Genomic DNA, 25277 nt, shown 5'->3' with positions numbered 1-25277 from the left:
GGCGACGTGACAGTCCTCGTGCAGCCAGGAGAGGCGCCCGCCGCCGTCGCGGAGGAACCGCGGACGGACCGCGCGGCGGCCCTCGACCCACCTCCGCACGGCGACCGGTTGCGCGGGTGGCTGGTCACGATCGCCGTGACGCTGATCGGCGCGGTCGTGCGGTTCTGGAACGTCGGGTACCCGACGGACAAGGGCACGCCGATCTTCGACGAGAAGCACTACGTGCCGCAGGCGGCGCAGGTGCTGCGCAACGGCGGCTACGAGGACAACCCCGGCTACGAGCTGATCGTCCACCCGCCGCTCGCCAAGCAGCTCATGGCCATCGGCCAGGCTCTCTTCGGCTACGACGGCATCGGCTGGCGGTTCGCCTCCGCACTGGCGGGCGCGATCACGATCCTGCTGATCGTGCGGATCGCCCGCCGCCTGACCCGCTCGGACCTGCTGGGCGCGCTGGCGGGCGTGCTGCTCATCGCGGACGGCGTCTCGCACGTCCAGTCCCGGATGGGCATGCTCGACATCTTCCTGGCGCTGTTCGTGGTCGCCGCGTTCGGCTGCCTGGTCGTGGACCGCGAACAGGTGCGGGAACGGCTCGCGGTCGCCGTGCGCGAGGGTTTCGTGACGAACTCGGCCTTCGGCCCGTGGCTGGGCTTCCGCTGGTGGCGCTTCGGCGCGGGCGTGATGCTCGGCCTGGCGTGCGGCATCAAGTGGTCGGGCATCTGGTACATCGCGGCGTTCGGCCTGCTGACGGTCGTCTGGACCGCACTGGCACGGCGGGCGGCCGGCGTCGAGGAGCCGTGGCTCGGGTCGATCGCGAAGGACGTCCTGCCCTCGCTGGGCGGTCTGGTCGCGATCCCGGTCCTGGTGTACCTGGTGACGTGGTTCCCGTGGATGGCCAGCGAGACCGGAATCGACCGGCACGTGGTCGGCACGAAGGTGCAGGACATCAGCTACGTCCCGGACGTGCTCCAGTCGCTCTGGTACAACGCGAAGAACGTCTACAAGTTCCACGTCGAGCTGGTCACCTCGGAGACCAACCGGCACCCGTGGGAGTCGAAGCCGTGGACGTGGCCGATGGGCCTGCGCCCGATGCTCTACTACTACGACAACTCGGTGACCGGCTGCGGCCAGGCCTCGTGCCTCGGCGCGATCATGCTGATCGGCACCCCGGCGCTGTGGTGGGTGGCGTTCCCGGCGATCGGCTGGGCGATCTGGCGGGCCGTCGGCAGCCTGGACTGGCGCTACGCCGGCGTGCTCGTCGGCTACCTGGCGGGCCTGCTGCCGTGGTTCCTCAACCTCGACCGGCAGATGTACTTCTTCTACGTCACGCCGATGGCACCGTTCCTGGTGCTGCTGATCGTGCTGGCGCTGGGCGAGGTCCTCGGCCGTGCGCGCGCGGGCTCCGAACGCCGCGGCACCGGTCTGCTGGTCGTGGCGCTGTACGTCGGCATCGTGGTGGCGAACTTCGTGTGGCTGTGGCCGATCCTCAACGGCAACCCGATCACGCCGGAGATGTGGCAGCAGCAGCTGTGGCTGCCCAGCTGGCGCTGAGCGGTCGCGGCCGGTGCGCGGGTGAGTGGTGAGGCGATCGGCGGAAACCGCCTCACCACTCTTCGCGGGGCATCGCGGTGGTGCTCCGATGCCGGGGCTTCGCGGGTGGACCACCGCCTAGGTCGTTGGCGACGAAACAACCGTTACCGCCCCGCGAGGGGTTCACCCGGTTCGCCTACATCGGCATGTGCTTCGTCGGCGGCGGTCCCGGCTTGCTGATGAACTTCGTGACCGGCCCCTCCTTGCTCATCCCGGCCCGTTCCAGGAACTGCGCCATCTCGCCGCGCACCTGCGCCAGCGTCGGGCGGCGGCCCGGTTCCGGGTCCATCGCCGCCAGCAGCAGCCGCGCGTGGGCGCTGTTCTGCGGCAGCTTCGTCACCGGTTCGCCCTGGGCGGCGGCCATCAGCGAGGAGATCGGGTTCTCGCGGGAGCCGCGCGGCGGATGGCCGGTGAGGGCGTAGGACACGGTGGCGGCGAGCTGCCACGAGTCCGAGGCGGGGGACGCGGCCTCACCGCGTGCCGTCTCCGGCGCGAGGAAGTCGGGGGTGCCGACCATCATGCCGGTGGCGGTGAGGGTGCTGTCGCCCTTGGAGCGGGCGATGCCGAAGTCGATCAGGTGGGCGGTGCCCTGGACGTCGACGATGACGTTGGACGGCTTCACGTCGCGGTGCAGGACGCCGCGGGTGTGGGCGGAGGTGAGGGCGTCGGCCATGTTCAGCCACAGCCGGGCCGCCAGCTTGTCGTCGATCAGGCCGTTCTTCATGACCGTCTCGGACAGCGACGCGCCCTCGATGTACTCCATCACCAGCGCGAGGCCGTCCGGGTCTTGGACGATGTCGAACACCCGCACGCAGTTCGGGTGGCGGACCGCGGCCAGTGCGCGGGCCTCGCGGAGCATGCGCTGCTCGGTGTCGTTGTCCGGGGCGTGCGCGAGCTTCACGGCGACGGTGCGGTCGAGCTGTTCGTCGACGGCGAGCCAGACCGTGCCGAAGCCGCCGGAGCCGAGCTGGCGGACGCGGCGGAACCGGCCGTTGCCGGGGTTCCACACCTTGCCCGACTTCTGCACCGGTGCGGGCGACTCCGCGTTCGCGGCGCCGGGGCCGAACGGCAGCGGGCCGGGGGTGTCCGCGAGCACCGCGGGCCGGGACGGCTGCGGTGGCTGCGGGTTCGCCTGGGACGGCTGCTGGAGCACCTCGGCCACCCGCGTCGGCGGGTACTGCTGCGGCGGGGGCGGCGGCTGGTTCACCGGGCGCATCGGCCGGTTCATCGGCGCCGGCTGGTACTTCGGCACCTGTGCCGGCTGGTAGGGCGGCGGCTGCTGCTGGGCGGCCGTGATCGGCTTGGTCGCCGCCTTCTTCTGCGGCAGCTGGGGCTGCTGAGAGGGCTGCTGCGCGGTGTTGCGCGCCACCGGCTGGGGTGGCGCCTGGTTCGCGTTGCGGTCCTGGGACCGGTCACGGCCGGGGCGGTTCAGCATGGCGGTAGTCAACCCGAAGATGCGCACGACGATCGACCCGATCACCGCGATCGGGAAGAACCCGAGCAGGACGTGCCCCACCAGCGTCACGGGCAGTGCCGACGTGGACGCGAGGAGCACCAGGAACGGCGGCCAGAACACCCGGCGCGGCCAGTTGGGCCCGAGCCGGAACGCCGACCCGGCCTGCAGCATGACGAACAGCAGGCACAGCAGGCCGAGCACGATCGTGATTCCGGCGGCGACCAGGAACAGCCACTCGTCGCCCGGCGCGCGGAACACGCCGAGGATCGACGGCGTGCCGTCGACGAGGTAGGCGCCCTGGGAGAACTGTCCGAAGCAGGTCGCCTGGTCGAGCGAGTCGGACCCGGCGATCGTGCGCTGACCGAGGCCCTGCACGGTGCCGCGCAGGATCAGCCACGGCAGCACCAGCGTGCCGGCGACGCCGAGCACGGCGAAGACGGCGCCCGTCACGGCGCCGTAGGAGTTGCCGACCACCCGGCGCACCGCGATGGCGAGCAACGCGGCCACGGTGGGGAAAAGGCCGAGAACGGCACCGAGCGCCGTCGTGGTCCACACCCAGTCACCGGGGCAGACGCTGGCGCCCACGAAACCGTGCAGCCACGTGAGCAAGGACTCCGCGAGCCCCACGACCCGAACCACCCCTTCCGCGATCATCCCCAGCCTAGGTGCCGATTCAGCCTACGGTGCGTGATCGGTGTGCGGCCGACGCCACAGCAACCAAAATCGCGTCCACTGCGTTGCACCTCCCGCACCTGGCCGGACCTCGCGAGAAATGCGCTCTTCTGCCCTCTAGGACGTGTCCGCAGCCTTGTCCGTTGAACGGCGGCTCATCACGGTTGGAGCCGGTTTGCGACTCGGAAGCGTCACGTGCCACGACCTGCGGTGTGGAATCGCCGCTCAGTTGCTGCGCAGCCAGTGCCGGTACCGCGCGGCCAGGGCGAGCGAGGTCAGGACCCCCTCCACGTGCGGTTTCGCCATGAAGTCCGCGGCACGCGACCTCGCCGGCCCCGGCTGGGCGGCGGGCTCCGGAGCGGCGGGCACGGGTGGTGGTGGTACGGCCGGGCGCGGCACCAGCGGGACGAACGGCGGCGCGACCAGCACCGGCAGCTCCGACCGGACGTTCCACAGCTCCTCCGCGGCCCGGTCGACCGCGCGGACCGCCAGCCGTTCCTCCCCGGCCCGCTGCTGGTCGAGCCGGTCGAGCAGCTCGCCGTCGGCGCCCAGGCCGAGCCGCACGACCTCGGCGACCGTGTGCAGGTAGGCCTCGACGGCGTCGTGCGCGGACCCGAACGCCTCGGACGTGTCGAGCCACCTCATCCGCGCCCGGTGCCGGTAGTCGTCGAACGCCTCGCTCGCCGCCCCGCGCCACGCCGGTGCCGTCGCGGCGGCGTGCGCGGCCGCGGCCGATGCGCTCTCGTCGCGCATCCGCCTCAGCCACTCCTGGACGGTCCGCAGGGAGTGGAACTCGTCGGGGAGCGTCACGCCGGCGGGGTGTCCACCTGCTCGTACAACCGAGCGGTGTCCCTCAGCCGGTGCACGGTCTCGTCGGCGTCGCCGCCCAGCACGCCGGTCGCGTGGCCGGCCGCACCGCGGAACCTGCTCAGCGCCGCGAACAGCTCACCGCGCCGCCCGTCCACCTCGCCGTCCGGGTGGACCGCCTGCTCCGCGACCTGCTCGACCGCCCTCGCGAGCGGTCCGGTGAGCGCTCTCAGCTCGGCCGGGTCGACCTCGAACCCCCGCACGGCACCCTCCACACCGGAAGTTTGACGCTGAACGATACCAACCTGTTACCTGATGAGCGCGCCGACGTCCGAACTGGACAGGAAGACGGTCTCCTCCTCCGCGGCGCCCGCGTCGACCACGACCGCGAGCCGCGCCGACGCCACGAACGGCAGCAGCTCCGCGCCCTCGACCTCCAGCCACCGGTCCTCCCACGGCAGCTCCTTCGCCCGCCGGTAGGCCACGAGCCGGTCGAGCCCGGTGAACACGAGCACGGCCTTCTCGTAGCCGTCGACGCTCGTGGTGACCAGCCCCGGCTCCCCAGGGTCGGGCAGGAACACGGTGGTGCCGAGCAGCTCCGCGGCCACGCCGGGATCACCTGCCCGCGCCAGCTCGCGGACCCGCGGCTCCGCGCGCGGCCTGCGGTACATCGGCCGCCCGTGCAGGACGTGCTCCAGCTCCACGGCGGTCGACGGCACCGAGGGGTCGACGCGGAAGTGCGGCACGCAGTTCAGCGCGAACGGGATGTCGTCGACGCTCGCGCCCGGCAGCACCGCGACGACGACCTTGCGCTTGAACTCCTCGGGCTTGCGCATGAGCATGCCGCGCAGGTGCTTGAGCTCGTACTCGGCACCGGCGCTCATGGGGCTGTCACCGCGGAACGCGAGCCGCCACCCCGCCGACACAGCGACCACGATCCGGTCCGCGTCCTCCATGCGCTGCAGGCAGTACGTGGACCAGTCGACGGGCAGGTGCTGGTTGAACAGGTCGAGGTCGGCGTCCACGCCGAGGCGGTGCAGCAGCTGCGCGAACGCGTGCACGGTGTCCCGCCACGCCTGGACGCGGGCGGCGTCCCAGCCGGGGCTGCTGTGCGCCCAGACGACGAAGGCTTGCGGCTGCATCGCGGAATCATGGCAGCCGGTCGTATGGACTCCAACGGATTAAGCCGGGCACGATGGACGATCGTGGCGGATTCCTCGGCAGCCCGCGGACGCGGCGCGTTGCGCACCGCGGGTGCGCTGCGGCCGTTCGCCGCGGGCGAGCACCTGATCAACGCGGGTGAGCGCAGCGACGAGGTGCTGCTGCTCGCCTCGGGCCTGGTCAAGGTCGTGCTGCCGACAGCGGGCGACCGGGAGCCGATCACCGGCCTGTTCGGCCGCGGCGACCTGCTCGGCGAGCTGGGCGTCACCGGCGGCGTCCCGCGCAGCGCCCACGTGATCGCGCTCGCCGCAGGCTCGGCGTGGCACGTGGCAGGCAGCCGGTTCGTGGCGCTGCGGGCGACGAACCCGGACGTGCAGCGCCTGGTCGACCAGACGTGGCGCGACCGCCAGCGCAACGCGGACGAGCTCCAGCGGCTGCTCGTGCGGCCGGTGCCGGAGCGGGTGGCGCTCTGCCTGCTGCGGTGGGCCCTGGCGTTCGGCGAGGAGGTCGACGGCGGAGGTCTGGAGCTGCGCGGCCTGAGCCAGGACGAGCTGTCCCAGGCGGTCGCGGCATCGGTGCAGCACGTCCAGGAGACGTTGAAGGCACTGCGGTCCGAGGGCCTGCTGCACACCGGCCGGCTGCGGTTCTGGCTGCCGGACCCGGACCGGCTGGGACATTTCATTGCCAAAGCGGACCGCGGGAACTGACAACTTGTTGTCCCGGTTTTCCGGTGATGGCCACCGCCGCGAGCCGCCAGACTCGACAGCTCAGTTCGGGCGCGAGCACCTCGGAGGCAGTGAGTTGAACCCCGTTCCCCAGCACCGCACCTTGCTCGGTGTCGACGTCATCGGCTCGGCACAGCTGCCGCCCCACCTGCTGGCGGCAGTCCCCACCACCGTCTCGGAGCTGCTGCACGCCGCCCTCTCGGCCGCGGGCATCGACCGGTCGGACGTGCTCGCCGTCGAGTCACCCGGCGACGGCGCCCTGCTCGTCCTGCCGAGCGAGCTGCTGGGCGCCGCCGTCGACGCGGCCGCGCACCTCGACCAGCTCACCACCGAGCACAACCGCTGGCGCAAGCCGGAGGTCCGCCTGCGCGCGGCCGTCCACACCGGTCCGGTCGGTGCGGACGGCGGCTTCTACCAGGCCAGGATCACCCACACCCGGCTCCTGGACGCCAGGGAGTTCAAGGCCCTGCTCACCCGCTGCCGCGAGGAGGGCGGCGAGGAGACCGCCAACACCGGCCTCATCGTCTCCGCAGAAGCCCTCGACACCGCCTTCAGCGGCAACCACACCCGCCTGGCCCGGCGCGCCGAGTTCGGCCCGCTCCCGGTGGCCAACAAGGAGTACCGGCACACCGCGTGGGTGCGCGTGCCCGGCTTCGACCCGCGCGCACTGACCGCGCTGACCACCACGCCCGCGCCGCCGGAGAGCGCGGCGCGGGTGGTGAACACGGTGCACGGCACCAACCACGGGGTGCAGGCGGGCGACATCCACGGCGGGGTCACGCTGTACGCGGGGCACCGGCCGTGAGCGAGGAGAAGAAGGACCAGCCGCAGCCGGAACCGCAGAAGGTCCCGGCCGACGCCGCGCCGCTGTCGCCGGGCGAGGGCCGGCACACGTCGAACGTCTCGCACGGCGACATGCACGGGATGCAGACCGGGGACGTGGCCGGCGACGTCAACTACTACGCCGCCGTGAGCAAGTCACAAGCCGACCTCATCGTGCGCTACGCGGCGCCTCAAGACATCGAGGACGTGCAGCGCGAGTTCGTGCCGCCGGGAGGCTTCGCGTCGGCGCTCGCCGCGCTGCGCCGGGACAACATCGTCGTCCTGTGCGGTCCGGGCACCGGGCGCACCTTCGCCGCCCGCCGGTTGCTGGCCTACGAGCTGCGGGTCGCGCGGATCGCCGACATGAACCGGTCCCGCACGCTGGGCACCCTGCGGGCCACCGAGCTGGAACCGGGCACCGGTGTCGTGCTGGACGTCCGGGACAGCCGCGACCGGCCGTTCACCGACCAGGACTTCTCCCAGTGCCGCAACGTCCTGAAGGACGCGGGCTGCCACCTCGTGGTCCTGCTGGACCACCTGGGCCAGGTACCCGCCGGTGCGGCGAAGGACGCCGTCCTGCTCACCGCACCGGCACCGGTCGAGGTCGCGCAGGCGGAGCTGCGCCGGCGCGAGCACGCAGGCGAGGCGGAGCTGCAGACGCTCAAGGACGAGCTGGCTCCCGCGCTGGACGGTGCCTCTCCGGACAAGGCCGTGCGCGCAGCGGACCTCGCCGTGCAGATCCACGAGGAAGGCCTTCCCGTCGCGGAGGCGCTCGCGTCGCTGCGGGAGGAGGTCACCGCGGCCGTCGCGCGGTGGTTCGAGGAGCTGGACGTCCGTGCGCACGCCTACTCGTTCGCGGTCGCTGTGCTGGAGAACCAGCCCTACGAGCACGTCATGGACCGGGCCTGGGCGCTGGACATGGACATCAGGAAGGCGCGGCTCGCCGAGGGCCGCAGGTTGCGGCCGTGCTGCGTGCTCCACAAGCCCAAGGACCAGCTGCTGCGGGAGATCAGGGCGACGACCGAGGTCCGCGCCCACCCGAAGCACAAGGACATGTTCGAGGAGACGGTCCGGTTCGAACGCCACGACTGGGCGCGCGGCGTGTTCAAGCACATGTGGCGCCAGTACCCGGCGGCCCACCAGGTCCTGCGCGACTGGATGTCCGCGGACGCCGCGCTCGACCGGTTCGAGGAGGAGAGCGCCCAGGCCGTGTGCGAGGTGGTGCGGACCGTTCCGGCCCACGAGCCGCTGGCGATCGTCGAGAACCTCGCCCTGCAACGGTATTACGGCCGCCGCAGGTTGGCGGCGCGGGCGTTGGAGGTGCTGATGGACGACGTCGTCGTCCAGCCGCTCGCCGAGAAGGCGTTGGAGAAGTGGGTCAGGTCCGACTACGCCTACCAGAGGGCGACGGCAGCTCGGGTGTACTCGTCCGCGTTCGGCCGCCGGGACCTCACCACCGCACTCGCGAAGCTGACCGAGATCGGCAAGTCCGAGCAGTACACACCGCAGCGCGAGGTGGTCCTCGCCGTGCTGGCGATGCTCGTGGAGGAGGACATCCGCGGGATCGCGCTCGACACGGTGGTGTCCTGGACCGCGGGGCGTTACCGGCGCACCGGCCTGCAGCCGATCTCCCTCGTGCTGGGGCTCTGGGTCTCCGGGATCTACCGGACCCGCCACGAGTACTTCGTCGAGTTCGGCCGCGCGTTCCCGAAGCAGGTCAGGGACCTGCTCAAGCACGTGCTCGCGGACGAGGAGTTCGGCGGTTACGTGCTCGAACACCTGGGGGAGCTGGCACTGCACGCCCGGTGGGACGCCGTGAAGGCGGCCGAGCTCGTCCGGCTCACCCGGCTGATCGCGCCGGACCTGTCGTGGTGGCGGCGCAGGGACGCGGTCGACGCGGTGTGCTTCCAGCACCCGGCCAAGCGCTCGGAGATCCAGCGGATCTTCCGCATCGCGTGCAAGGTGCAGAAGGGCCGGGCTCAGCCGTCGTAGACCTCGTGCTCGGCCAGCAGCCGGGTGCGTCGACCGCGGCGTGCGAGGCGAGGTGCCCGTCCCGACGCGTCACGGCTGGCGTGCGCGGGGTGGCGCGCGCGAGGCGAGGTGCCCGTCCTCGACGCGCCACGGCTGGCGTGCGAGGTGGGATGTCCGTCCTCGACGCGCCACGGCTGGCGTGTGGGGCGAGGCGCCCGTCCGGGAGCGCGGGCCGGTTCGAGGCGGGCGACCGGGTTCGGTTCCCGTCCCCCGGCCCGCGAGTCGCGGTGCAGGGCCGTGGGTGCGGGCGGCGAGGGCGGCGCGGAGGACGACGGGCTCGCCGGCCGTGCTACCGACCAGCACCCGCGCCTCGACCGCCGTCGCGCCGGGCACGACCGTGGGGTGGGCGGCCGCTCACCTCGCGTGCGGGGTCGTGGCTGACGCCGGTGACCCGCCGGAGGTGGCGGCCCCGAGTAATAAGGCGGCGACCACCGATTCCATGAGACCAACCTAGCCCCGACCGGCGCGTTCGCCGACCAGCTTCACCCCACGGGCGGGTGAGCCCGGAAACGTTGTACCGCAGGTGACTCAGGGTTCCGAGTCCACACCGGACGGGTCAGTGCCCGTGGTCGTGCTTCGGCGCGAACGGCTGGAAGACGTAGAACATCGTCACCGGCTGGTCACCCGCGACCGTCTCGTGGTCGACACCGGGCGGGACGACGGCGTAGGAACCGGCCGTGGCCTCGACGCCGCCGATGCTGACCGTGCCGTCGACGACCCACGTGTGCTGCGCGGCCGTCGGGTGGACGTGGCCGGCGTCCCGTGCGCCCGGTGCCATCTGGATCAGGCCGACGACCGTGTCGCCGGTGGGCGACCTCCACAGCATGCGGTTCTGCAGCCCTTCGTCGCCGTGCAGCGGGAACGGCTTCATCTGCGCGAGGGCATCCGGCGAGATGACGGTGACCTTGTCCTGCGGCGTGTCACTCACGGGCACGGCCTTTCCGGATCGGGGGCTATGACCGTTGTATAGGCGAAAAGGCCGCGGGCATTACGCCTGTGGACGCCCGTGTCCTTGCGCTATTCGCACGCCACGCCGTCGTTGTCCCGGTCGAGTGCGGACCGGTAACCCGGCTGGCCGCGGTAGAGCGGCGCCGCGCCGGCCGCCCTGGCCGCTGCGCAGTTCGCGTAGTACGCGGGAGCGGGCGCCGGCTGCGGCTGGGGTTGCGGCTGCGGCTGGGGTGCGACGGGCTGCGGTGCGGGCTGGGGCGCCACGGGCTGCGGGGCGACCGGTTGCGGGACAACGGGTTGCGGAGCGGGCTTCACGTCCAGGCCGCCGCACGACGGGCCCCAGAACCCCAGCGCGGCCTGCTTCGCGACCGCCTGCGCCTGCTGGACGGCCGTGTCGGCCTCGGCCAGCGCCCGCGCGGCGCCCTGGCTCACGGCGAGCACCGAGTAGTCGTTGCCGTCGGGCAGGAGCAGCCGCAGCCCCGACACCTTCACCGGCTCGCCCACCAGGGTCCTCGTCGCGAACTCGGCCGACGCCGCTGCCCAGCACTCGCCGGGCACGGCCAGTCCGGCGACGACCACCTTGCTGCCGTCCGACAACGCCACCGTGCGACCGTCCACAACGGACGCGACGGTCACCGGCGGCGGCGTCGTCGTGGTCGTCGTCGTGGTGGTGGTCGTCGTCGTCGTGTTCGACGTGGACGTGGAACCGGCGAGGTCGACGGGTTCCTGCCCACAGCTCGCGACGACCATCAGGGACACGGCCGTGATGGCGACCAGGACGATGCGGGGGTTCTTCGGCAGTTGTCGCCAGAGGGCGCGTGCGGCGGTCATGGCCGTCACATCGCGATGCCCCGCACCCGGTGTTACCCGTGTCACTCAAAAGGCCCAGTGGACCGAACGTCCATTCAGGACAAAAAGAAGAAGTCCGGTGGTCGTGGTGACCACCGGACTTCTTCTTGCGTGGAGCTGAGGGGAATCGAACCCCTGACCTTCTCGATGCGAACGAGACGCGCTACCAACTGTGCTACAGCCCCTTGCGGTGTTACGAGAGAACTATAGCAGGGCGGAAAGAGGTGTTTCACCACCCCCCTCCTATGCCCCGACAGCACCCCGGTACCGCAGCGACTCCACTCCGTCGAGCTCGACGAACACCGGGTCCTCGTCGTCGGAGTCGACCGGGATCGTGCCCGGGAGCACGTGGTGCTCGTAGCGCGGCAACGGCGGCAGCGCCGGGAGGTCGTCGGCCACCTCGGCGACGTCGACGACCTCGACCTCGGTGGTCTCCAGCGCCTCGACGACCACCGGCGCGTCCGCCTCGACGGCCGGGGTCTGCTGCTGCGGGCCCGTCGCACGGCGGCGGCGGACCTGTTGCAGGCGGGCGAGCCGGCGGGCGCGGATCTCCTCCTCGATCCGCACCTGGCGGCGCAGGTACGTCAGGTAGCCGGCCAGCAGGAGGTCGAGGCCCGCGTGGGCGTACCAGAGCGGCGTCCAGAAGACGCCGGCGACCACACCGGTCGCCACGGCGGCGACCAGCAGGAACGCCACGACTCTGCGGCGGAACGCGTACTTCGCCTGCGCGACCAGCGCGGCGGTCTCCGGGTCGTAGCCACCGCGGCCACGCCGGAACGGGCGTTCGACGTACTCCTCCTCGTCGAAGTAGTCGTCGTCGATGTCGTGGATGTCGTCGTACTCGGCGTCGGGCATGGCGTCGTACTCCTCCCCCACGCTGCGCGCACTCTCCTGGCGCTTGCGGGCCACCATGGGGACGAGGACGACCAGCCACGCCACTACCAGCGCAACGATGATCAGCGAACTCGGCATTCCCCGTTCACCTCCCCCGGCCCACGCGTGGTGCTGTCACCACGCTAGTCACAACAGTCACACCTGTGTCGGAGGCTCGCCGAGCGCGGTGCGTACCAAAGTGTGGTGTATCACCCACTTTCGGGTGAAGCGATTAGGACGAACGGAAGCGGATGTCAGGGAAGACGGGCCTCTCCGCGTGCGACCAAACGGCGCACTAGGCCATCGGGGACCTCTTCGACCGTGATGGCGAGACAGAGGTGGTCACGCCACTGTCCGGCAACGTCCAGATAACGCTTGAGGAGGCCCTCCTCGCGGTACCCGGACTTGGCGAGCACCCGTAAGGAGGGCCCGTTCTCGGGCCGGACGGTCGCTTCGAGGCGGTGCAGACCGGCCCCGCGGAAGGCGTGGTCGGTGAGCAACGCCACAGCGGCCGTCGCGACGCCGCCGCCTGCCCGGTCGGCGGCCACCCAGTAGCCGATCCAGGCCGAGCGCAGTCCCCCGCGGATGATGTTGCCGACAGTGATCTGGCCGGCCACCTCGCCGTTGACGAGGATCATGAACGGCAGGGCGGTGCCGTGCCGGGCCATGGAGCGCAGCGTCGACCACTGGGCGGGCCAGGAGAGCACGGCGTTGCGCTCGTCCCAGCCCTCCACGGCGGTCTGCTCCCACTGCTCCAGGTACTCGCGGTCGCGGATGCGCAGCCGCGACCACCGCGCGCCGTCGAAGAGCCGCGGGCCGCGCAGCACGACGGTTCCCGCGCGCACGTCGAGCGGCCCCAGCCGGACGGGCCAGCCGGGGTGCCGTCCGAGATCGGCGAAGGCGCTCATCAACTCCTCTGGGCCAGGAAGCTGACCCGCACTTCCTCGCCGGCGGAGACGTCCGTGACGTCCTCGTCGACCATGACCAGGCAGTTCGCCTCGGCGAGGGAGGCGAGCAGGTGCGACCCGGAGGTGCCCAGCGGCTGCACCAGGTACTCGCCGTTGTCGGCGTCGCGCAGCAGCTGGCCGCGCAGGAACCCGCGGCGGCCCTTCGTCGACTGCAGCGGTGACAGCAGGCGGGCCGACACCGCGCGGCGGTACGGGTTCTTCTTGCCGAGCGCGGCCCTGATCAGCGGCCTGACCAGCACCTCGAACACGACCAGCGCGCTCATCGGGTTCGCCGGCAGCAGGAACGTCGGCACCGCGTCCGGTCCGAGCCGGCCGAAGCCCTGCGCGGAGCCGGGGTGCATGGCGACGCGGGTGACGTCCATGTCGCCCAGCTCCGACAGCGCCGCCCTGACCTCGTCGCCGATCGCGCCGCCCACGCCACCGGCGATGACGACGATCTCGGACAGCAGCAGCCGGCCCTCGACGACCTCGCGCAGCCGGCGCGGGTCGGCCGACGTGATGCCGACCCGGCTGACCTCGGCTCCCGCGTCGCGGGCGGCGGCGGCCAGCGCGTACGAGTTCACGTCGTAGACCTGGCCCTGGCCGGGCGTGCGGTCGACGTCGACGAGCTCCTCGCCGAGCGAGATCACCGACACCCGCGGGCGCGGGTGGACGAGCACCTTGTTGCGGCCGACGGCGGCCAGCAGGCCCACCTGGGCGGCCCCGATGGACGCGCCGCGGCGCACCGCGACGTCACCGGTCTGCACGTCCTCACCGGTGCGGCGGACGAACCCGGCGGAGGGCACGCTGCGGTTGACGGTGACCTTGGCGTGGTGGCCGTCGGTGTAGCCCAGCGGCACCACCGCGTCGGCCAGCGTGGGCAGCGGCGCACCGGTCGCGACCCGCACCGCCTGGCCGGGTTGCAGCCTGCGCGGCTGCCGGGAGCCCGCGGGGATCTCCCCCACGACCGGCAGCTGCACCGAGTCCGCGTTCGCACCGGACACGTCCACGCTGCGCACCGCGTACCCGTCCACCGCCGCCTGGTCGAAACCGGGCAACGCGCGTTCCGCCACGACCTCTTCGGCGCAGAGCAGGCCCTGCGACTCGGAGATCGCCACCCGCACCGGCGCGGGCCGCACCGCGGCCGCGATCACCCGGGCGAGCTGCTCGTCCACTGACCTCATGTGATTGGTCCTCGCGCCCAGAATGGTGTTGATCAGGATTTGTCGAGGCGTTCCCGCAACCACTCGCGCAGGTCGGGTCCGTACTCCGGGGTGTTGAGTGCGAAGTCAACCGCAGCCCGCAGGAATCCCGCGGGATTGCCGAGGTCGTGTCGCCCACCGCGGTGGACCACGACGTGCACCGGGTGCCCCTCGTTGATCAGCAGCGCGATGGCGTCGGTGAGCTGCAGCTCGCCGCCCGCACCGGGGGTGATGCGCTTGAGCGCGTCGAAGATCGCCCGGTCGAGCAGGTAGCGCCCGGCGGCGGCGAACGTCGAGGGCGCCTCCTCCGGCTTCGGCTTCTCGACCATGCCGACGACCTGCTTGACGTCGTCGGAGCCGGTGTCGCGGACGTCGAACACGCCGTACGCGGAGATCTGCTCGCGCGGGATGTCGAACGCCAGCAGGACGCTGCCGCCCTTCTCCTCGCGCACCTGTGCCATCTTCTTGAGCGCGTCCGTGGGCAGGATGATGTCGTCGGGCAGCAGCACCGCGACGGCCTCGTCCTCACCGGTCAGGTTGGCCTCTGCGCAGCCGACCGCGTGGCCGAGGCCCAGGGCCTGCTCCTGGATCGCGGTCTCGGCCTTGATCAGCTGAGGGGCACGCCGGATCTTCTCGACGAGCTCGGGCTTGCCGCGGTCGGCGAGCGTCTGCTCGAGCTCGGGGTTCTCGTCGAAGTAGTTGGCGACCGACGCCTTCTCCGGCGAGGTCACGATCACGAGCCTGGTGGCACCCGCACCGGCCGCCTCCCTGGCCACGTACTCGATGGCGGGGGTGTCGACGAGCGGCAGCAACTCCTTCGGCACGGCCTTGGTCGTGGGGAGGAAGCGAGTGCCCAGGCCGGCCGCGGGCACGATGGCGGTGTGGAAAGCGCTGCTCATGGGCTGCGATGCTAACGACATACCGGGGGATACCCACCATGACGTCCGATCTTCGTGACCGGAAGGCCACCCTGCGTTCGCGGTTGCTGGCGCAGCGCCGCGCGGTGCCCGCCGACGTGCGCGCCCGTGAGGCCGCCGCGCTGGCCGCGCACGTGGCCCGGCTGGAGGTGGGGCCCGACCAGACCGTGTGCGCGTTCCTGCCGGTCGGGTCGGAGCCCGGTGACGCCTCGTGGCTCGACGGGTTGCGGTGCCGGGTGCTGCTGCCGGTCGTGACGGGTGACTCGCCGCTCGACTGGGCGGTCCACACCGGTCCCGCCGACCTCGCCCCGGCGGCGTTGCGGCTGCTCGAACCCACCGGGCCCCGGCTCGGCGCCTCGGCGATCGCTGGAGCCGCGCTGGTGCTCGTGCCCGCGCTCGCGGTGTCGGTGGACGGGGTGCGGCTCGGGAAGGGCAAGGGGCACTACGACCGGTCGTTGCCGCTGGTCACCGCGCCGCTGGTGGCCGTGGTGAGGGATGCGGAGGTGCTGGAGTCGGTGCCCGCGGAACCCCACGACGTGCGGATGAACGGCGTGCTGACGCCCGCCGCGGGCCTGCGGTGGCTGTGACGTTGACCTGTGGTGTTTGCGCTCGGGGAAGGTCCTGGGCGAAAATCGTGTTGGCACTCACAACGGTCGAGTGCCAGATCTAGGAGCGAACCCAGTGCCTACGTACCAGTACGCCTGCACCGCGTGTGAGCACCGGTTCGAGGCGGTGCAGTCGTTCAGCGACGCCTCCCTCACCGAGTGCCCGGAGTGCTCGGGCAAGCTGCGCAAGCTGTTCGGTGCCGTCGGTGTGGTCTTCAAGGGCAGCGGTTTCTACCGCACGGACAGCCGTTCGTCGACCAAGGCCCCCGCCGCCTCGTCGACCTCGACCTCGACCTCGTCGACGTCCTCGTCCACGGAGTCCTCGTCGTCGTCCACGGCGTCTTCGTCGAACTCCGCGAAGTCCTCGACGAGCTCCCCGGCGGCCGCGGCCTCCTGAAGATCGCGAGTTGTCCACAACCTCGCGGCTCGACACCTCCGTCATGCCCTCGCCGGTCCTACCGTCGAGGGCATGACGCTGTCCCCGACCCCGTCCGACCGCCTCCGCTCGCTGCTCCGCCGCGGTGTCCCGCCGTTCTGGCGCCGTCTCCTGGCGCTCGGGCTGACCCTGCTGGCGCTCTCGACGTTCTTCTGGCCCGACGTGGGCCACCCCGCGGTCGTCGCGACCCGCGACCTGCCCGCCGGCGTGCCGCTCGGCCCCTCCGACGTCCGCGTGCAGCCGCTGTCCGTCCCACTACCGGGGTCGTTCCCCTCACCCGGTGCGGTGATCGGTCGCACCCTGTCCACCCCGACCCGCGCGGGCGTCCCGCTGACGGACTTCGCCCTCGCGACCGGTCCACCCGACCTCGCCTCCGTGGCCGTCCGCGTCGCTGACCAGGAGCTCGCCGCCGTGGTGCGGGTGCAGGACCGCGTGGACGTCGTGTCCGCGGAGGGTGAGGTCCTCGCCTCGGACGCCTCCGTCCGCGAGACGAGGGGCCAGGTCGTCGTCCTGACGTTGCCGAGACGAAACGCGACGCGCGTGGCCGCGGCATCACTGGAGCACGCCTTAGCCGTTACTCTCCGCTGATGCTGAAGGGTTTCAAGGACTTCCTGATGCGCGGGAACGTCGTCGACCTGGCCGTGGCCGTGGTCATCGGCACGGCGTTCACCGCGATCGTCACCGCGTTCACCACGAGCATCATCAAGCCGCTGATCAACGTGTTCGGCGGCGCGGAGACCAAGGGCCTCGGTTTCTCCCTGCGCACCGACACCCAGGCGCTGAAGGACTCGACCTTCATCGACCTGAGCTCGTTCATCAACGCCGTCATCAACTTCCTGATCGTGGCCGCGGTCGTCTACTTCGTGCTGGTGCTGCCGATCAAGAAGATCCAGGAGCGCCGCAAGAGGGGAGAGGAGAGCGGCCCAGCCGAGCCCACCGACGTCGAACTGCTCAAGGAGATCCGCGACCTCCTGGCCGCCCAGGCCAGCCAGCCGCCGACCACCCCCACCCGCGACCGCCGCGACCCGGCGATCTGAGTCCCCACCGGCCGCCGTCCCGACGGCGGCCGGCCCACCCACCTCTCACGCGCCGTGCGGGGGCAAGCGCCGTGCGGGCGAGGCGGCGCTGGTTCAGCGCACCCGCCGGTGGTTCGGGTGCCGAGGTCGGGCGGGGTGCGGTGCGAGGGCGGGACGCGCTGCGTTCACCGGCCGGAGCGCCGAGGCGCCCCGGCCTCAACCGCCGTGGTGCGGCGGCCGGTTCTCCCGGTACCAGGCCTCGGAGTCCCCGCCGGTCTCCCCGCGCTCGTCCGACGTGGTCTCCGGCAGCACGTCCCCGAACACCTCGGCCAGCCGACGCCGCCGCCGACGCCGGTCCGCGTCGTCGCCGTCATCGGCTGCCCGTGTTCCCTGCTCCGCCACTGCTACTTCACTCTTCGTCGAGCCCGGACAGCTGCTCGATCACGTAGGGCACCAGCGACGACAAGGTCGCCATGCCGTCGCGGACCGCGGAGCGCGACCCGGCCAGGTTGACGACCAGCGTGCTGCCCGACACGCCGGCGAGGCCGCGCGAGATGCCCGCGTCGACCGCCCCCGCGGCCAGGCCGGAGGCCCGGAGGGCTTCCGCGATGCCGTGGATGGGGCGGTCGAGCACGCCCTGCGTGGCGTCGGGGGCGACGTCGCGGGGTGAGACGCCCGTGCCGCCGACGGTGACCACCAGGTCGACGCCGCCGATGACGGCGGTGTTGAGGGCGGCCCTGATGTCGACGACCTCGCCCTCGACGGCGACGGTGCCGTCGACGATGAAGCCGGCTTCTTCCAGGAGTTCGGTGACGAGGGGGCCGGAGCTGTCGTCCTGCTCGCCGTGCGCCACCCGGTCGTCCACGATCACGACCAAAGCGCGGCCAAGGCGCTGCGCGCTGCGTTCCATACCGATCACCGTAGCGGGAGTCGGACTTCGAAGCGGCAGCCAGGACCGTGGTTCTCGACGCCGATGCGGCCGTGGTGGGCGTCGACGAGGCCGCGGGCGATCGCGAGGCCCAGGCCCGCGCCCACCGGGTTGCGGTGGACGGCGCCGCGGAAGCCCACGTCGAAGACCTGCGGCAGCACGTCGGCGGGGATGCCGCCGCACGCGTCGTCGACCCGCACCACCGCGTCGGGTCCGTCCACATCGACCTGCACGGCCACCGCCTCGCCCTGCGGGGTGTGGCGGATCGCATTCGACACGAGGTTGCGCACGACCCGCATCAGCTCCGGTTCGGTGCCGCGGACGACCGGCCATTCACGGGCGTCGGCGCGCAGTTCCACGCCCCTCAGCGCGGCCACGGGAGCGGAGGCGGCCACGACGTCGCTCACCACGTCGGCCAGGCGCACGTCGTGCAGCGTGAGCTTCAGGGCGCCCGCGGTGATGCGGGAGAGCTCGAACAGGTCGTCCACCATCTTCGACAGGTGGTCGGCCTCCTGGGCGATCTGCTTCGCGTAGACGGCGACCTCGCCCGGTTCGGACACGACGCCGTCCTCCAGCGCCTCCGTCATGGCCCTGATGCCCGCCAGGGGCGTGCGCAGGTCGTGGCTGATCCACGCCACCAGCTGGCGCCGCTGGGCCTCCGCCTCGCGTTCCCAGACGCTGCGGCGGGCGATCGCGCGGCCCAGCATGATCGAGAACGGCACCGTCACGACGGCCACCAGCGCGCACGCCAGCAGGGTCGCCGTCAGCATCGGTGTGAACATGAAACCGCTGACCATCAGCACGCCCGCGATGGTCGCCACGACCGGCACGATGACCATGACGGTCATCGCGCTCGTCAGCGAGACGCGGCTCAGCCGGTCGAACACGGGTCGTACCGGTAGCCGACGCCCCACACGGTGCTGAGCCGCACGGGCCGTGCCGGGTCCTGTTCGATCTTCTCCCGCAGCCGTCGCACGTGGACGGTCACGGTCGACTGGTCGCCGAACTGCCAGCCCCACACGCGTTCCAGCAGCTCGGCGCGGCCGAACGCGCGGCCGGCGTTGCCGATGAAGAACGCCAGCAGGTCGAACTCGCGGGTCGTCAGCTGCAACGGCATGCCGTTCAACGTCGCCGTGTGCGCGGCCAGGTCGAGCACGAGGTCGCCGTCGCGGACCGTGCGCGGTTCGTAGGCGCGGTTGGCCCTGCGCAGCACCGAGCTCACGCGCAACGCCAGCTCGCGCGGGCTGAACGGCTTCGTGACGTAGTCGTCCGCGCCGATCTGCAGCCCGGCGATCCGGTCCTCCTCCTCGCCCAGCGCCGTCAGCATCACCACCGGTGTCGCCCCGCGCTCGCGGATCCGCCTGCACACCTCGAGGCCGTCGATGCCGGGCAGCATCAGGTCCAGCACCACGATGTCCGGTTCCCGCACGGCGAGCACCCGCAACGCCTGTTCCCCGTCGCCGGCGAGCTCCACCTCGTACCCGGCGTGTTCGAGGTACCGGCGCACCACGTCCCGCACCGTCGTGTCGTCCTCGACGACCAGCACCCGTTCCACCACGTCACCACGCTAGGCCACGAACGACCCCGTCACCCGCACCCGTCAGCACTCCGTAATCAGGTCACGCGGGAGTCCCGCGTTCCCCTGTGGGGCACGCGGGACTCCCGCGTGACCTGAAAAAAAGGGGGCCACATCTGCGCGCGGGGCAGGTGCGTGCAGATGTGGCCTCCGGGTCGTCACGCCCGGCTCGGACGGGCGGTTGTCCGAGCCGGGCGTGCCCCCGACCTACCCCACCTCGACTCCGCCGAGGGTGGCTTCCACGGTCTTGCCGTCCGACAGCGTCACGGTCACCTTGTCGCCGGGCGCCTTGGAGCGGACGGCGGCCACGAGGGTGTCCGAGCTGTCGATGCGGCGGTCGCCGAACTTGGTGATGACGTCGCCCTCCTTCAGGCCGGCCTGCTCCGCGGCACCGCCGGAGGTGACCTTGCTGATCTGGGCACCGCCGTCCTGGGCCTCGCGGACCTCGACGCCGAGCACGGTCTGCTTGGGCTTGCCGGTCTTCACGATCTCGTCGATCGTGCGGCGGGCCTGGTCCATCGGGATGGCGAAGCCGATGCCGACCGAACCGGCCTGGCCGCCCGCGGAGTTCGGGCTGTAGATGGCGCTGTTGATGCCGACGACCTGGCCCTGCATGTTCACCAGCGGGCCGCCGGAGTTGCCGGGGTTGATCGCGGCGTCGGTCTGGATGGCGTTCAGCACGGTGGCCTGCGAGTTGCGGGCGTCGCCGCCGGCGGAGACCGGCCGGTTGAGCGAGCTGACGATGCCGGACGTGACGGTGCCGGACAGCTCGAACGGCGAGCCGATGGCGACGACGCTCTGACCGATCTTCAGGTCACCGGAGTTGCCGAGCTGCACGACCGGGGCGCCGGAGACGCCGTCGGCCTGGATCACGGCGATGTCGGAGCTGGGGTCGCGGCCGAGGATCTTGGCGGTGGCGGTCTTGCCGTCCTGGAAGACGACCTTGATGCTGCCGCCGCTCGCCGCGCCCTCGATGACGTGGTTGTTCGTCACGACCTGACCGTTGCTGGAGATCACGAACCCGGAGCCCTCGCCGGCACCGGACCGCGTGACGACCTGGATCTGCACGACGGACTGCAGCATCTTCGCCGCGACCTCCTCGACCGAGCCGGGGGCCGCGTTGCTCGTCTGCGAGGCGGGGCGCGGGGTGTCGAGCGAGCTCACCGCGGACGACTCGTTGGCGAACGTGTACCCGAGGTAGCCGCCGACACCGCCGGAGGCACCGCCGACCAGCAGCATCAACGCCGCCACACCGGCCACGACCTTGCCGCGGCCCTTCGGGCGGTTCGGCACCGACGACTGGTAGCCGGGCGGGAGGTAGAAGGCACCGGTCCCGGGCTGACCGGGCTGACCGTGCTCACCGGGCGGGCCGAACGGACCCGGCTGGCCCGGCTGACCGTGCTCACCGGGTTGGCCGTGCTGACCGGGAGGGCTGAACGGACCCGGCTGACCGGGGGTGTCGAACTGCGCGGTGGTGCTCCCCAGCCCCAGCGGGTGCGCCGGGGGAAGTTGGCCTGACCCGGTGGGCGGGAACTGCTGCCGGCCGGGTCCGGACCCGCCGAGCTGCGCCTGGCCCGCGTCAGGTGCGTGCACCTGCGGCTGGGCCGGTGGAGAAGTTGTCCCGGCCTGGCCGGATCCCCCCTGCAAAGGATCCGGCTGGCCGGGTTCCGGCGGCTGCGGGCCCTGCTCCCGCGCACCGGAGTCGGGGTGACCGGCGGTCGGCGGCACGGAGCGGGACTCGTCCGGCTGCTGCGCTGGCTCGTTGCTCTCGGTCATACCCATAGTGTCGGGTGCCGTCCTGAGAGCAGCCTTAAACCAGCCTTTGAGGTCCGTGAGGGTTCCTCAGAGCGCGCGCAGCCGCTCCGCGATCTGCTCCGGCGTCACGTCGTTGATCCACACCGCCTCGCCGGACTCGGAGCCGGCGAGGTACTTCAGCTTGTCCTTGGTCCGCAGCACCGAGAACACCTGGAGGTGCAGCCACATCTCCGCGCGACCGGCGTTCACCGGCGCCTGGTGCCAGGCCGCGATGTAGGGCAGCGGCCGGTCGTAGAGCGCGTCCAGGCGGTGCAGCACCTTCAGGTACAGCGCGGCCAGGTCGTCACGCTCCACAGAGGACAGAGCGGCCAGGTCGGGCACCTGGCGGCGGGGTGCCAGCACGACCTCGACCGGCCACCGCGCCGCGGCGGGCACGAACGCCACCCAGTGCGCCGACTCCTCCACCACCCGCGTGCCCGCGCAGAGCTCCGCCTCCAGCACGTCGCCGAACAACGGCCGCCCGTGCTGCTCGTGGTAGTCCAGCGCCGCCGAGAGCATCCGCTCGGTCCGCGGCGTCACGAACGGGTAGGCGTAGATCTGCCCGTGCGGGTGCGAGAGCGTCACGCCGATCTCTTCGCCGCGGTTCTCGAACGGGAAGACCTGCTCGACCCCTGGCAACGTTGACAAGAAGGCGACGCGGTCCGCCCACGCGTCGACGACGGTCCGCACGCGCGACTCGGACAGCTCGCCGAACGACTTGCCGTGGTCCGAGGTGAAGCACACGACCTCGCACCGCCCACGCCCCGGCGCGCGCACGAACAGCTCCTCGCCATCCACAGTGGACGGCACGTCCGGCACGTTCTGCGCCAGCGACGGGAACCGGTTCTCGAACACGACGACGTCGTAGTCGGCCTCGGGGATCTCGGTGGGCCGCCCCGGTGTCGACGGGCACAGCGGGCACAGGTCGGCCGGCGGCTTGTAGGTCCGCGTCTGCCGGTGGGCCGCCATGGCGACCCACTCGCGGGTCAACGGGTCCAGCCGCACCTCGGACATCGGCTGGGTCGCGGGCAGGTCCCGCGTGTCCGCCGCGACCCGCGGTGGTGCCTCAGCGCTGTCGTCGAAGTAGATGATCTCCCGGCCGTCCGCCAGCTTCCCCGCGGTACGCCTCACGCCAACTCCTCGCCACTTCCCGGTACATGGGCCAGCACCATCTCGCCCACCTGCTCGGCGAGCACTGCGCGCGCGGCGTCCGGCAGACCCTCGTCGGTCACCAGCACGTCCGCCTCGTCGAGATCGGCAATCGTGGAGATGCCCACGGTGCCCCACTTGGTGTGGTCGGCGACCACCACGACCCGGCCCGCGGCGTCGACCAGCGCGCGGTCCGTCTCGCTCTCGTTCAGGTTCGGGGTGGTGAAGCCGGAGCGCTCGGCCATGCCGTGCACGCCCAGGAACACCACGTCCAGGTGCAGCGACCGCAGCGCCTGCACGGCCACCGGGCCGACCAGCGCGTCGGACGGCGTGCGCACGCCACCGGTGAGCACCACCGTGCGGTCGGTGCGCCCGCTCTGCTGCAGCACGTCCGCGACCCGGATCGAGTTCGTGACGACCGTCAGGTCGGGGATGTCGTCGAGGAACCTGGCCAACGTCCACGTCGTGGTGCCCGCGGACAGGCCGATGGCGGTCCCCGGCCGCACGAGGCCCGCGGCCTGGGCCGCGATCGCTTCCTTCTCCGGCAGCTGCCGGACCGACTTCGCCTCGAACCCGGGCTCGTCGGTCGAGCGGCCGACCACCGTGGTGGCGCCGCCGTAGACCTTCTCCACCAGTCCGCGGGAGGCGAGCACGTCGAGGTCGCGGCGCACGGTCATGTCGGAGACGCCGAGGCGGACGACCAGGTCGCTGACGCGCACCGCTCCCGTCCGCCTGACCTCTTCCAGGATCACCGCTTGCCGTTGACGTGCCAGCACCTCACACCTCTTCCCTGAGGACGACGACGTCCCCGGCCCGCACGGTGAGGCGCCCGGAGACCTGCGTGCCGGACACCACGTCGACACCGGACGCCTCGATCTCCGCGTCGGTGTCGGTGTGGTTGACGGCGAAGAGCCACGATACGGCCCCGTGCCGCCGCACGAGCTCGATCCCGGTCCGTGACACCGCGACCCCCGCACCGGAAAGCGCGCTTTCCACCGTTCGGCGGAGACCTGCCTCGTCGAGGTCACATGCGACGTACCACGCGACGCCGTTCCCAAACGCGTTCCGCGTGACCGCCGCGACGCCCGGCAGCGGCCCGTCGGCGTAGGAGGCGATGACCTCGGCGCTGCGGGTGTGCAGGTGCTCGGTCCACAACGAGCAGGTCGACCCGTCGGTCAGCGAGACGGTTTCCCCCTGCCGCAGCGGGAAGAACTCCTCCGAGTACGCGCCCAGCACGTCGCGGAACGCACCGGGGTAGCCGCCCAGCCGCACCCGCGTGTGCTCGTCGGTGACCCCGGACAGGTAGGTCACCAGGACATGACCGCCGCCGGCCACGTAGTCCGCGACCACCGCCGCGTGCGCGTCGGACACCGCGTAGAACGCCGGGACCACGACCAGGGAGTACTTCGAGAGGTTCGTGCCGGGCGCGACGAAGTCGACGGTGACGCCGGCCTGCCAGAGCGCCTTGTAGTAACCCAGGACGTGCTGCCAGTGGTCGAAGTCCGCGGTGGGGTGCGCGTCCTGGCGCAGCGCCCAGCCGGACTGGAAGTCGAACAGCACCGCCACCGCGGCGTCCACAGTGGAACCGACGACGTCGGCCAGCTTCGCGTACTCCGCGCCGACCTGGCGGACCTCGCGGTGGACCTTGGTGTCCGGGCCGGCGTGCGGGACCATCGCCGAGTGGTAGCGCTCGCTGCCGCCGCGCGACTGCCGCCACTGGAAGAACAGCGTCCCGTCCGCGCCGTGCGCGACGTGCTGGAACGAGTGCCGGCGCATCTCGCCGGGCAGCTTCGCGATGTTGCGGTGCTGCCAGTTGACCGCCGACGTCGACTGCTCCATCAGCAGCCACGGCCTGCCGCCGGCCAGCCCGCGGGTGAGGTCGGCGGACATCGCGAGCTCGACGTGCCGGTCAGGCGACTCCGCCTGCGTGTAGTGGTCGTTGGAGACGAAGTCGACCTCGCGCGCCCACTTCCAGTAGTCCAGCGCGCCGAACGTCCAGTTGACCATGAAGTTCGTCGTGACCGGCACGTCCGGCGTGATCATCCGCAGCACGTCGCGCTCGGCCTTGTAGAGCTCCAGCAGCGCGTCGTCGCTGAAGCGGTCGAAGTCGAGCACGTGCGCGGGGTTCGCGAACGTCGGCGTCACCCGCGGCGGCAGGACCTGCGCGAAGTCGGTGTAGCCCTGGCTCCAGAACGCCGTGGACCACGCGTCGTTGAGCTGGTCGAGCGTGTAGCGGGCGGCCAGCCACTCGCGGAACGACGCCGCGCACGTGTCGCAGTAGCAGCGGTTGACGTGGCAGCCGTACTCGTTGCCGACGTGCCACGCGGCCAGCGCCGGGTGGTCGCGGTAGTGCCCGGCCATCTCGGCCGCGAGCGCCGTCGCCCGGTCGCGGTAGACCGGCGACGACGGGCAGTAGGCCTGCCGTGAGCCGTGCGAGAGCCGCACGCCGTCCGCGCGGACGGGGAGCATCTCGGGGTACTCGGTCGTCAGCCACGGCGGGGGCGCGGCGGTGGCGGTGGCGAGGTCGGCGCGGATGCCGTTGTCGTGCAGCAGGTCGAGCACCCGGTCGAGCCAGCCGAACCGGTACTCGCCCTTGCTGACCTCGATCTTCGCCCAGGAGAAGATCCCGACGCTGACCAGGTTGACCCCGGCCCCGCGCATGAGCTCGACGTCCTCCGCCCAGACGTGTTCCGGCCACTGCTCGGGGTTGTAGTCGGCACCCCAGCCGAGGCCTGGCATGCCCGTGGGCCAAGTCGTCACGGCGGCAAGCGTGGCC

The 25277-nt window shown here is 71.8% G+C and carries 26 protein-coding genes and 1 tRNA gene; 8 read left to right on the top strand and 19 right to left on the bottom strand.

Translation table 11 applies throughout. The annotated features are described in order from the left end of the window. The first annotated feature begins 6 nt into the window (after positions 1-6). A complete protein-coding gene (locus ACZ7CH_RS17325; protein ID WP_470374325.1) occupies positions 7-1548 on the top strand; it encodes a dolichyl-phosphate-mannose--protein mannosyltransferase in 1542 nt (513 codons plus the stop codon). Positions 1549-1723: 175 nt separating this feature from the next. On the opposite strand, the gene ACZ7CH_RS17320 is transcribed toward ACZ7CH_RS17325, so the two are convergent. The 4 genes from ACZ7CH_RS17320 to ACZ7CH_RS17305 form a co-directional block, all read right to left on the bottom strand. Continuing rightward, positions 1724-3697, bottom strand: coding sequence for a serine/threonine-protein kinase (locus ACZ7CH_RS17320; RefSeq protein ID WP_360385825.1), 1974 nt, complete (start codon positions 3695-3697; stop codon positions 1724-1726). 243 nt (positions 3698-3940) lie between these two features. Next, positions 3941-4525: a hypothetical protein gene (locus ACZ7CH_RS17315; protein WP_360385823.1), complete on the bottom strand. Its 585-nt coding sequence runs from the start codon at positions 4523-4525 to the stop codon at positions 3941-3943. Then, positions 4522-4785: a hypothetical protein gene (locus ACZ7CH_RS17310; RefSeq protein WP_360385821.1), complete on the bottom strand. Its 264-nt coding sequence runs from the start codon at positions 4783-4785 to the stop codon at positions 4522-4524. The genes ACZ7CH_RS17315 and ACZ7CH_RS17310 overlap by 4 nt, the downstream gene beginning before the upstream one ends. A 45-nt stretch (positions 4786-4830) precedes the next feature. Beyond that, a complete protein-coding gene (locus ACZ7CH_RS17305) occupies positions 4831-5664 on the bottom strand; it encodes a hypothetical protein (RefSeq protein WP_360385819.1) in 834 nt (277 codons plus the stop codon). A gap of 63 nt (positions 5665-5727) precedes the next feature. Here ACZ7CH_RS17305 and ACZ7CH_RS17300 point away from each other — a divergent pair, with 63 nt between their 5' ends. The 3 genes from ACZ7CH_RS17300 to ACZ7CH_RS17290 all read left to right on the top strand — a co-directional run bounded on the left by ACZ7CH_RS17300 (position 5728) and on the right by ACZ7CH_RS17290 (position 9222). After that, the gene (locus ACZ7CH_RS17300; protein WP_470374324.1) at positions 5728-6390 is read left to right on the top strand and encodes a Crp/Fnr family transcriptional regulator; all 663 of its coding nucleotides are present in this window, start codon (positions 5728-5730) and stop codon (positions 6388-6390) included. A gap of 94 nt (positions 6391-6484) precedes the next feature. Further along, a complete protein-coding gene (locus tag ACZ7CH_RS17295; protein WP_360385813.1) occupies positions 6485-7213 on the top strand; it encodes a nucleotidyl cyclase domain-containing protein in 729 nt (242 codons plus the stop codon). After that, a complete protein-coding gene (locus ACZ7CH_RS17290) occupies positions 7210-9222 on the top strand; it encodes a hypothetical protein (protein ID WP_470374323.1) in 2013 nt (670 codons plus the stop codon). Before ACZ7CH_RS17295 ends, ACZ7CH_RS17290 begins: the two co-directional genes overlap by 4 nt. Positions 9223-9817: 595 nt before the next feature. Here the strand turns inward: ACZ7CH_RS17290 and ACZ7CH_RS17285 are convergent. From ACZ7CH_RS17285 to ACZ7CH_RS17255, 7 genes are all read right to left on the bottom strand, one after another. Next, positions 9818-10189: a cupin domain-containing protein gene (locus tag ACZ7CH_RS17285; protein ID WP_360385809.1), complete on the bottom strand. Its 372-nt coding sequence runs from the start codon at positions 10187-10189 to the stop codon at positions 9818-9820. An 89-nt stretch (positions 10190-10278) separates the two neighbouring features. Further along, the gene (locus ACZ7CH_RS17280) at positions 10279-11040 is read right to left on the bottom strand and encodes an excalibur calcium-binding domain-containing protein (RefSeq protein WP_470374322.1); all 762 of its coding nucleotides are present in this window, start codon (positions 11038-11040) and stop codon (positions 10279-10281) included. Positions 11041-11170: 130 nt separating this feature from the next. After that, positions 11171-11243 (bottom strand) — tRNA-Ala (locus ACZ7CH_RS17275). A 58-nt stretch (positions 11244-11301) separates the two neighbouring features. After that, positions 11302-12030: a divisome protein SepX/GlpR gene (gene sepX / locus ACZ7CH_RS17270; RefSeq protein WP_360385805.1), complete on the bottom strand. Its 729-nt coding sequence runs from the start codon at positions 12028-12030 to the stop codon at positions 11302-11304. Positions 12031-12185: 155 nt separating this feature from the next. Next, entirely contained in the window at positions 12186-12839 is a 654-nt protein-coding gene (locus tag ACZ7CH_RS17265) for a GNAT family N-acetyltransferase (RefSeq protein ID WP_470374321.1), read from the bottom strand. Beyond that, positions 12839-14062 (bottom strand): molybdotransferase-like divisome protein Glp, encoded by a 1224-nt coding sequence (gene glp / locus ACZ7CH_RS17260; RefSeq protein ID WP_470374320.1) that lies wholly within the window; start codon positions 14060-14062, stop codon positions 12839-12841. Before glp ends, ACZ7CH_RS17265 begins: the two co-directional genes overlap by 1 nt. A 32-nt stretch (positions 14063-14094) precedes the next feature. Beyond that, a complete protein-coding gene (locus ACZ7CH_RS17255) occupies positions 14095-14979 on the bottom strand; it encodes a UTP--glucose-1-phosphate uridylyltransferase (protein ID WP_360385799.1) in 885 nt (294 codons plus the stop codon). Between the two features lie 38 nt (positions 14980-15017). Between ACZ7CH_RS17255 and ACZ7CH_RS17250 the strand changes: the two genes are divergently transcribed. The 4 genes from ACZ7CH_RS17250 to mscL all read left to right on the top strand — a co-directional run bounded on the left by ACZ7CH_RS17250 (position 15018) and on the right by mscL (position 17075). Continuing rightward, a complete protein-coding gene (locus ACZ7CH_RS17250; RefSeq protein WP_360385797.1) occupies positions 15018-15584 on the top strand; it encodes a 5-formyltetrahydrofolate cyclo-ligase in 567 nt (188 codons plus the stop codon). A 94-nt stretch (positions 15585-15678) separates the two neighbouring features. Then, entirely contained in the window at positions 15679-15999 is a 321-nt protein-coding gene (locus ACZ7CH_RS17245; protein ID WP_470374319.1) for an FmdB family zinc ribbon protein, read from the top strand. Between the two features lie 72 nt (positions 16000-16071). Further along, complete coding sequence (locus ACZ7CH_RS17240) at positions 16072-16626, top strand: SAF domain-containing protein (RefSeq protein ID WP_360385793.1); 555 nt, start codon at positions 16072-16074, stop codon at positions 16624-16626. Continuing rightward, positions 16626-17075 (top strand): large-conductance mechanosensitive channel protein MscL, encoded by a 450-nt coding sequence (gene mscL / locus ACZ7CH_RS17235; RefSeq protein WP_458429461.1) that lies wholly within the window; start codon positions 16626-16628, stop codon positions 17073-17075. The genes ACZ7CH_RS17240 and mscL overlap by 1 nt, the downstream gene beginning before the upstream one ends. A gap of 195 nt (positions 17076-17270) precedes the next feature. Here the strand turns inward: mscL and ACZ7CH_RS17230 are convergent, their stop codons facing one another. The 8 genes from ACZ7CH_RS17230 to ACZ7CH_RS17195 all read right to left on the bottom strand — a co-directional run bounded on the left by ACZ7CH_RS17230 (position 17271) and on the right by ACZ7CH_RS17195 (position 25261). Beyond that, positions 17271-17456 carry a hypothetical protein gene (locus ACZ7CH_RS17230; RefSeq protein WP_458429462.1) on the bottom strand — a complete coding sequence of 62 codons (186 nt, stop codon included), beginning with the start codon at positions 17454-17456 and terminating at the stop codon, positions 17271-17273. A gap of 7 nt (positions 17457-17463) precedes the next feature. After that, entirely contained in the window at positions 17464-17964 is a 501-nt protein-coding gene (locus ACZ7CH_RS17225; protein ID WP_360385787.1) for a MogA/MoaB family molybdenum cofactor biosynthesis protein, read from the bottom strand. Between the two features lie 5 nt (positions 17965-17969). Then, complete coding sequence (locus ACZ7CH_RS17220) at positions 17970-18830, bottom strand: sensor histidine kinase (protein WP_360386657.1); 861 nt, start codon at positions 18828-18830, stop codon at positions 17970-17972. Between the two features lie 23 nt (positions 18831-18853). Further along, positions 18854-19540: a response regulator transcription factor gene (locus ACZ7CH_RS17215; RefSeq protein WP_360385785.1), complete on the bottom strand. Its 687-nt coding sequence runs from the start codon at positions 19538-19540 to the stop codon at positions 18854-18856. 225 nt (positions 19541-19765) lie between these two features. Further along, a complete protein-coding gene (locus tag ACZ7CH_RS17210) occupies positions 19766-21334 on the bottom strand; it encodes a S1C family serine protease (protein ID WP_470374318.1) in 1569 nt (522 codons plus the stop codon). Between the two features lie 66 nt (positions 21335-21400). Then, complete coding sequence (gene galT, locus ACZ7CH_RS17205; RefSeq protein ID WP_470374317.1) at positions 21401-22483, bottom strand: galactose-1-phosphate uridylyltransferase; 1083 nt, start codon at positions 22481-22483, stop codon at positions 21401-21403. Beyond that, entirely contained in the window at positions 22480-23277 is a 798-nt protein-coding gene (locus tag ACZ7CH_RS17200) for a DeoR/GlpR family DNA-binding transcription regulator (RefSeq protein WP_360385779.1), read from the bottom strand. The genes galT and ACZ7CH_RS17200 overlap by 4 nt, the downstream gene beginning before the upstream one ends. A 1-nt stretch (position 23278) precedes the next feature. Further along, the gene (locus tag ACZ7CH_RS17195) at positions 23279-25261 is read right to left on the bottom strand and encodes a beta-galactosidase (protein ID WP_470374316.1); all 1983 of its coding nucleotides are present in this window, start codon (positions 25259-25261) and stop codon (positions 23279-23281) included. Between the last annotated feature and the right edge of the window lie 16 nt (positions 25262-25277).

Source organism: Lentzea sp. NPDC037011 (assembly GCF_055607425.1).
Note: the sequence above shows the minus strand (reverse complement) of the source record. Positions and strands in the feature narration are given on the sequence as shown.